Source organism: Streptomyces sp. NRRL B-24572 (assembly GCF_002156145.1).
In the GTDB taxonomy this organism is placed as follows: domain Bacteria; phylum Actinomycetota; class Actinomycetes; order Streptomycetales; family Streptomycetaceae; genus Streptomyces; species Streptomyces vietnamensis.
This window is the reverse complement of record NZ_MWIG01000137.1, coordinates 1-5,907: the sequence shown is the minus strand read 5'-3', so window position 1 is coordinate 5,907 and position 5,907 is coordinate 1. Positions and strand designations below refer to the sequence as shown.

The window sequence follows — 5,907 nt, the reverse complement described above, 5'->3', positions numbered from 1 at the left end:
ACTACCGGCGGCGCACCGGCCGCCGCAGGTTCGCCGTCCTGGGCGTCCCCGTCCTGCCCCGGGGCTGTACCGGCCCCGTCGTCGAGTGCGCGGCCTGTCACACGCACTTCGGTACGGAGGTGCTCGACCACCCGACGACGAGCCGCTTCTCCGCGATGCTGCGGGACGCCGTGCACACCGTCGCCCTGGCCGTCCTCGCGGCCGGCGGCACCGAATCCCGCGAGGTCCTCGACCGGGCCGTCACCGCGGTCCGGTCCGCCGGCTACGCCGAGTGCACGGCCGTCCAGCTCGTCGACCTCGTCGAGGCCCTGGAGGCGGACACCGGGCGCTTCATGCCCGAGGTGAACCCCGAGGGCGCGCTCCTCGCGATCGAGCTCCACGAGGCCCTGGAGCCGCTCACCCCGCACCTGGCGCCCGCCGGGCGGGAGTCGATCCTCCTCCAGGCCGCCCGGATCGCCCTCGCGGACGGCGCCTACAGCCCGTCCGAGACCGAGGTCCTCGGCACCGTCGGCAACGCGCTCGCGCTCGCCCCCGAGGACACGGTCCGCCTCCTCGCCTCGGCCCGTACCGTCCCGTAAAGCCCTGTCGTCTATCCGCCGAAGGCGGGCAGCGCGAGGGCGGCCGTGCCCCAGCCGGCGAGCGCCGTCACGGCCAGGAGGGAAGCGGCCCCGATCAGCGTCTTGACGGCGGAGCCGATCCCCTTGTGGGCGACCGCCATCTGCGGCTTCCGGGGGTGGTAGGCGACCCTGATGGTCTCGCCCCTGGCCTTGTCGGGGGCGGCGACGGGACGGACCCTGCCGGTGGTGTCCGTGTAGGCGTAGGTGCCCCGGCCCTGGATGAGGACCGGGTTCGCCTCCACGGTGATGCCGTGGCGGGGCAGGTACCAGTCGTCCCAGGCCGACCAGAGCGCCAGCCAGGAGAAGAAGCCGAACGCGCCGACGACGGAGCCGAGCATCAGCACCGCGACCGCCCGGTCGAACTCCTTCCCGGCGACCCCGACGCTCACGGAGAGGACGACGAGCAGCACGGCGAAGCCGAGCGGGACCCGGGTGAGGGCGGCTCCGGCCTTCTCGTCCGGCTCCTCCTCGTCGTCCTCCCGCTCCGTGTCCGGGGTGCCGAGGGCCGAGACGACGACGAGGGCGGAGCCGTCGACCGCCTCCTCCCCGGGGGTACGGTCGGGCAGCGTGCCGTTCACGGCGTCGGCGAAGGCGGTGGCGGCGGCCCTGCTCACGTCCTCGATGCGGTACGAGGCCGCCTCGACCCCGACCGGCGCGGTCAACTCGACGGTGACGTCACGTCCTTCGGCGCGCACCCGCGCGATCGCCGCCAGCGGGATGCGCACCTCCTCGTGGGGGCGGCGCAGCAGCAACGCCTCGCCCTCGGAACGGAGTTCGGCGTGCCCGTCCCCCAGGAGGACGGGTATGGACGAAGAGTTCGGCATGGGGGTGATCGTAGGACCTGTGTTGCCGTACCGTCCGCCCTGTGAACATGGTGAACGTGGTGCTCGTGGTCTCCGCCGTCGTGTCCGTGCCGGCTTGTGTCTTCAGCCTGATGGTGATGGCCGGCTCGCGGAAGGAGGCGAAGCGGATGAGGGAGCTCGAGGAGACGGGCGTGCTGGTCGAGGCGCGCCTGGCCGCTCTGGCGCCCTTCGGCAACAGGGGCTACGCGGCCGTCCGGTACGAGTTCCGGGGGCCGAACGGCGAGAAGGCCGAGTACGGGACGGGCGTGACGCTCATGCCCGTCCACGTGGTCGGCGACACCTACCCGCTGGTCCACCACCCCCGCAACGCGAAGATCGTGTACCAGGGGACGAGGGCGGCGGTCCGCAAGGAGCGCAAGTCCCAGGAGGGCTTCGCGAGGGGCGCCGGCCGGATCGCATCCGCCTTCTTCCTGGCAGGTGCCCTCTCGATCGGCGCGCTGGCCCTCGGCCCCTGAGAAGCGACCGCGGCGCCGCGTCGGCGGAGCGGGTACCCGTCAGGCCCGCCGTGGCCCGCCCGTCAGCAGCGCCGCCCGCCGGGCGTCCGGCACGGCCCCGAGCCGCTCGAACACCGCTCGCGCCGTGCCCAGCTCCAGGCGGGCCGCCTCCTCGTCGCCCACCGCCCGGCGGGCCGCCGCGAGCAGCGTCCGTGCCCGCGCCGCCTCGTACGGCACCCGCAGCTCCAGCCAGCCGGCGAGCGCCCGGCGAAGCAGCCGCAGTCCGGGTTCCGGCCGGGCCTCCGCCAGCGCCACCGCGCCCCGCGCCGTGTCGGCCGTCGCCCGGAGCAGCGGTACGTCCCCGGCCAGGACCTCCAGCTCCGCCGCCGCGCCCGCCGCCCCGGGCACGTCACGGACGGCGAGGGCCACCTCGGTGCGGGCGGCGAGCAGCCGGGCCCGGCCGAGGAGGTCGTGGGCGGGGTCGCTCAGGCAGGCGAGCGCCAGGTCGAGGCCCGCGACGGCCGCGTCGGTCCGGCCCTGCGCGAGCCGCAGCAGCGCGAGCCCCGGTTGCGGGATCCTGCCGAGTTCGTAGGCGTGCGCGTACGAGGCGGCGGCCTCCCCCAGGCGGCCCTGGCGCCGCTGGACGTCCCCGGCGGCGTAGTACGCGGCGGCCGCCGACTCCAGGCGGTCCACCGGCACCTCCCGGCAGGCGAGGCGCGCCTCCGACTCCGCGAGCTCCCACGCCCCGAGGAGGTCGAGCACCTCCACCCGGTGCGCCCGGCACACCCCGCGGAAGGGGTTCTCGCCGGAGGGGACGGTCATCGGGCCGGTGCCCGTGCCCGTCCACGGCGGCTCGCACCATTCCATCGCCGCGTTCGTCCACTCCACCGCCCGCGCGAGGTCCGCCGTCTTGAGGCACAGGGGTGGTGCCAGGCGGTACAGCAAGCCCGTGAACAGCCCGCTCAGTTCGCCGGCCGTGACCGCGGACATCGCGTCGTCGAGGAGCGCGAGGGCCTCGGCGCGCCGGCCGTCCGCGAGGAGGACGGAGGCCTGGGCGTGGCGGCTCAGGGCCAGGAGGTCCGGGCTGCCGGAGCGGACGGCGAGCCGGTTCATGCGCCGGGCCGCGGCGAGGGCGACCGCGCCGTCGCCGCGGGCCGCGGCCTCCTCCGCGTCGGTCCACGCGAGGAAGCACTGCTCCGGGCAGGGCGGCTCGTCGTCCAGATGGTGATGGGCCCGGTGCAGCCAGCCGGCCGCCGCCGCGGGCCGCCCGAGGCCCTCGTACTCGTACGACAGCCACCAGGAGGCCAGTCCCGCGCCCCGGTGGTCGCCGCCCGCCACGTACGCCGCGTGTGCCCGCAGCCGGGCCGCGACGGACTCGTCGACGTGGCCCGCCCACCAGGCCGCGTCGGCCAGGATCATCAGGTCGTCGGCGGTCAGCGCGCGGGAGGGGTGCGCGTCGTGGGCGTGCAGCAGTCCGTACGCCTCGGCCCAGGACTCCCGCGCCGCCGCGGTCCTCGCCCGCGCGATCCGGTCGATCGTGGGTGCGGACATGGCCCTCACCTCTTCCGGGTCCTTCTCAGCGTAGGACCGGGAAGGGGTGAGGGCCCCGCGAGCCGCTAGCCGATCGCGCCGCTGGCGCGCAGCATGTCCTCGCGCTCGACGATCTTCACGCGCTCGCGGCCCTGCGGCTCGCCGAGCGCCTTCTCGGCGGCGTCGAGGGCGTACCAGCCCTCCCACGTCGTGTACGTGACGCCCTTGCCCTCCAGGAAGGACACGACCGCGTCCTCCTCCGGGGTCTCCGGGGTGAGCAGGCGCCCGTTCGCGAAGTCGTCCAGGAGGTTCGCGACGGTCTCGTTGGCGTCGCCCTTGGTGTGGCCGATGAGGCCGACGGGGCCGCGCCGGATCCAGCCGGTGCAGTACGTGGAGGCCAGGTGCGCGCCGGTCTCCTCGATCACGCGGCCGCCCTCGTCCGGGATGGTGCCGGAGACGGCGTCCCAGGGGATCTTGGGCAGCTCGTCGGAGAGGTAGCCGACCGCGCGGTAGACCGCCTGGACGTCCCAGTCCGTGGTGGTGCCGGTGCCCTTGACGTTGCCCGTGCCGTCGAGCTCCGTGCGCTCGGTGCGCAGGCCGACGACCTGGCCGTCCTCGCCGAGGATCTCGACGGGGGACTCGAAGAAGTGCAGGAAGAGCTTGTGCGGGCGGTCGCCGACGTCGCGGATCGCCCAGTTCTCCAGGGTCTTGGCGACCATGTCGGTCTGCTTGTTCTTGCGGCGCTCGGCGATCGAGCCCTCGTCGTAGTCGATGTCCTCGGGGTTGACGATGACCTCGATGTTCGGCGAGTGGTCGAGCTCGCGCAGCTCCATCGGGCTGAACTTCGCCTGCGCCGGGCCGCGGCGGCCGAAGACGTGGATCTCGACGGCCTTGTTGGCCTTGAGGCCCTCGTAGACGTTCGCCGGGATCTCGGTCGGGAGCAGCTCGTCCGCCGTCTTGGCGAGGATGCGCGCGATGTCGAGGGCGACGTTGCCGACGCCGAGGACGGCGACCTTCTCGGCCTTCAGGGGCCAGGTCCGCGGCACGTCCGGGTGGCCGTCGTACCAGGACGCGAAGTCGGCGGCGCCGTACGAGCCGTCCAGCTCCACGCCGGGGATCTTCAGCTCGCGGTCGAACATGGCGCCGGTGGAGAAGACCACCGCGTCGTAGAAGGAGCGCAGGTCGTCGAGGTGGACGTCGGTGCCGTAGTTCACGTTGCCGAAGAGGCGGACCTGCGGCTTGTCGAGGACCTGGTGGAGGGCGGTGATGATGCCCTTGATGCGCGGGTGGTCGGGGGCGACGCCGTAGCGGATGAGGCCGAAGGGCGCGGGCATCCGCTCGAAGAGGTCGATCGACACGCCCGGCTCGGCGGCGGCCTCGGACTTCAGCAGCGCATCGGCGGCGTAGATTCCGGCGGGGCCGGCGCCGACGATCGCGACCCGGAGGGGGCGGGGCATGACTGGGTTCCCTTCGCAAGCGACGTGGCGGCGAAGCCGCCGACACTTAGGCCACCCTAAATACCTCTTCGCGCGGGGTGGTACCCACCCCCGGTCTATGGGCTCATAAGGCGAACTTATGACTTCCATAAGTGGAACTAGAAGGCATCGGCGATCGACTCGGGGTGGAGGAACCCGATGACGGCCCATGCGACCGTGCCCGCCAGGCCGGCGAGCGCGAGGACGGTGCAGAACAGGCCGAGCGCGAGCTCCCCGCGCCGGAACAGGGCGGCCCTCGGGAGGACGACGTTCCCCGGGTCGACGGGGTCGTAGCTGACCTTGACCGCGATGCCGCCCGCCCAGGTGAACACGTGGCGGATCAGGCCCGCCGGGTCCGTGTAGAGGTACATCCCCGGCCTGTCCGGCACCTCGGCGGCGAAGGTCGTGATGCCGTGCCGGATCAGCCGCCACTCGCGGTACCAGTTGGCCAGCGCGTTCGCGCCGAGGGCGAGGGCCGCGATCAGGACGAGACCTCCGGGTACGAGGGCGATCACGGCGACCGGTTCCCCGGCGGCGGCGACGAGCGCGCACGAGAGGACGAGCAGCCCGAAGGCGCCGGCCGACAGCCACATGACGCGGCGCAGCTTCCTCGACCGCCGGCTCAGGGGGAGCTCGCGCGTCTCGACGAGGGCGGTCCCGTCGGCCGTCGTGTCCCGCCCGGGCGTCCCGGGCAGGGCGGCGTTCACGGTCTCGGCGAACATCGTGGCCGCCGCCTGGCTCACCCCGGTGATCCGGTGCACGTACCGCGTGGTTCCCGCCGGGGCCGTCAGCTCGACGGTGACCGTCCGCCCCTCGGTACGGATCCGCTCGACCGCCGCCAGCGGGATGCGCGCCTCCTCGTGCGGGCGGCTGAGGAGCAGCGCGTCGCCCTCGAGTTGGAGGGAGGCCTTCTTGGAGCCCTGGACGACGGGCATGGACGGAGTGATCGACATGGACGGGATGGTAGGGGCGGGGGCCGGTTCACGGG

Annotated in this window: 6 protein-coding genes; 2 read left to right on the top strand and 4 right to left on the bottom strand. The window is 73.8% G+C overall.

Annotated features, from left to right (window positions below; all coding sequences use genetic code 11):
* On the top strand, nt 1-578 hold a 578-nt coding region (locus tag CCN56_RS08980; protein ID WP_086825299.1), incomplete at its 5' end, for a TerB family tellurite resistance protein.
* 11 nt (nt 579-589) lie between these two features.
* On the opposite strand, the gene CCN56_RS43025 is transcribed toward CCN56_RS08980, so the two are convergent.
* Nucleotides 590-1,441, bottom strand: coding sequence for a hypothetical protein (locus CCN56_RS43025; protein WP_086825296.1), 852 nt, complete (start codon nt 1,439-1,441; stop codon nt 590-592).
* Nucleotides 1,442-1,482: 41 nt separating this feature from the next.
* On the opposite strand from CCN56_RS43025, the gene CCN56_RS08970 reads away from it, so the two are divergent.
* Entirely contained in the window at nt 1,483-1,935 is a 453-nt protein-coding gene (locus CCN56_RS08970) for a hypothetical protein (RefSeq protein WP_143664472.1), read from the top strand.
* 39 nt (nt 1,936-1,974) lie between these two features.
* On the opposite strand, the gene CCN56_RS08965 is transcribed toward CCN56_RS08970, so the two are convergent.
* From CCN56_RS08965 to CCN56_RS08955, 3 genes are all read right to left on the bottom strand, one after another.
* Nucleotides 1,975-3,465, bottom strand: coding sequence for a LuxR family transcriptional regulator (locus CCN56_RS08965; RefSeq protein WP_256961876.1), 1,491 nt, complete (start codon nt 3,463-3,465; stop codon nt 1,975-1,977).
* A gap of 65 nt (nt 3,466-3,530) precedes the next feature.
* On the bottom strand, nt 3,531-4,901 hold the full coding sequence (locus CCN56_RS08960; RefSeq protein ID WP_086825292.1) for an FAD-dependent oxidoreductase: 1,371 nt from the start codon (nt 4,899-4,901) through the stop codon (nt 3,531-3,533).
* A gap of 137 nt (nt 4,902-5,038) precedes the next feature.
* The gene (locus CCN56_RS08955) at nt 5,039-5,872 is read right to left on the bottom strand and encodes a hypothetical protein (RefSeq protein ID WP_086825290.1); all 834 of its coding nucleotides are present in this window, start codon (nt 5,870-5,872) and stop codon (nt 5,039-5,041) included.
* Between the last annotated feature and the right edge of the window lie 35 nt (nt 5,873-5,907).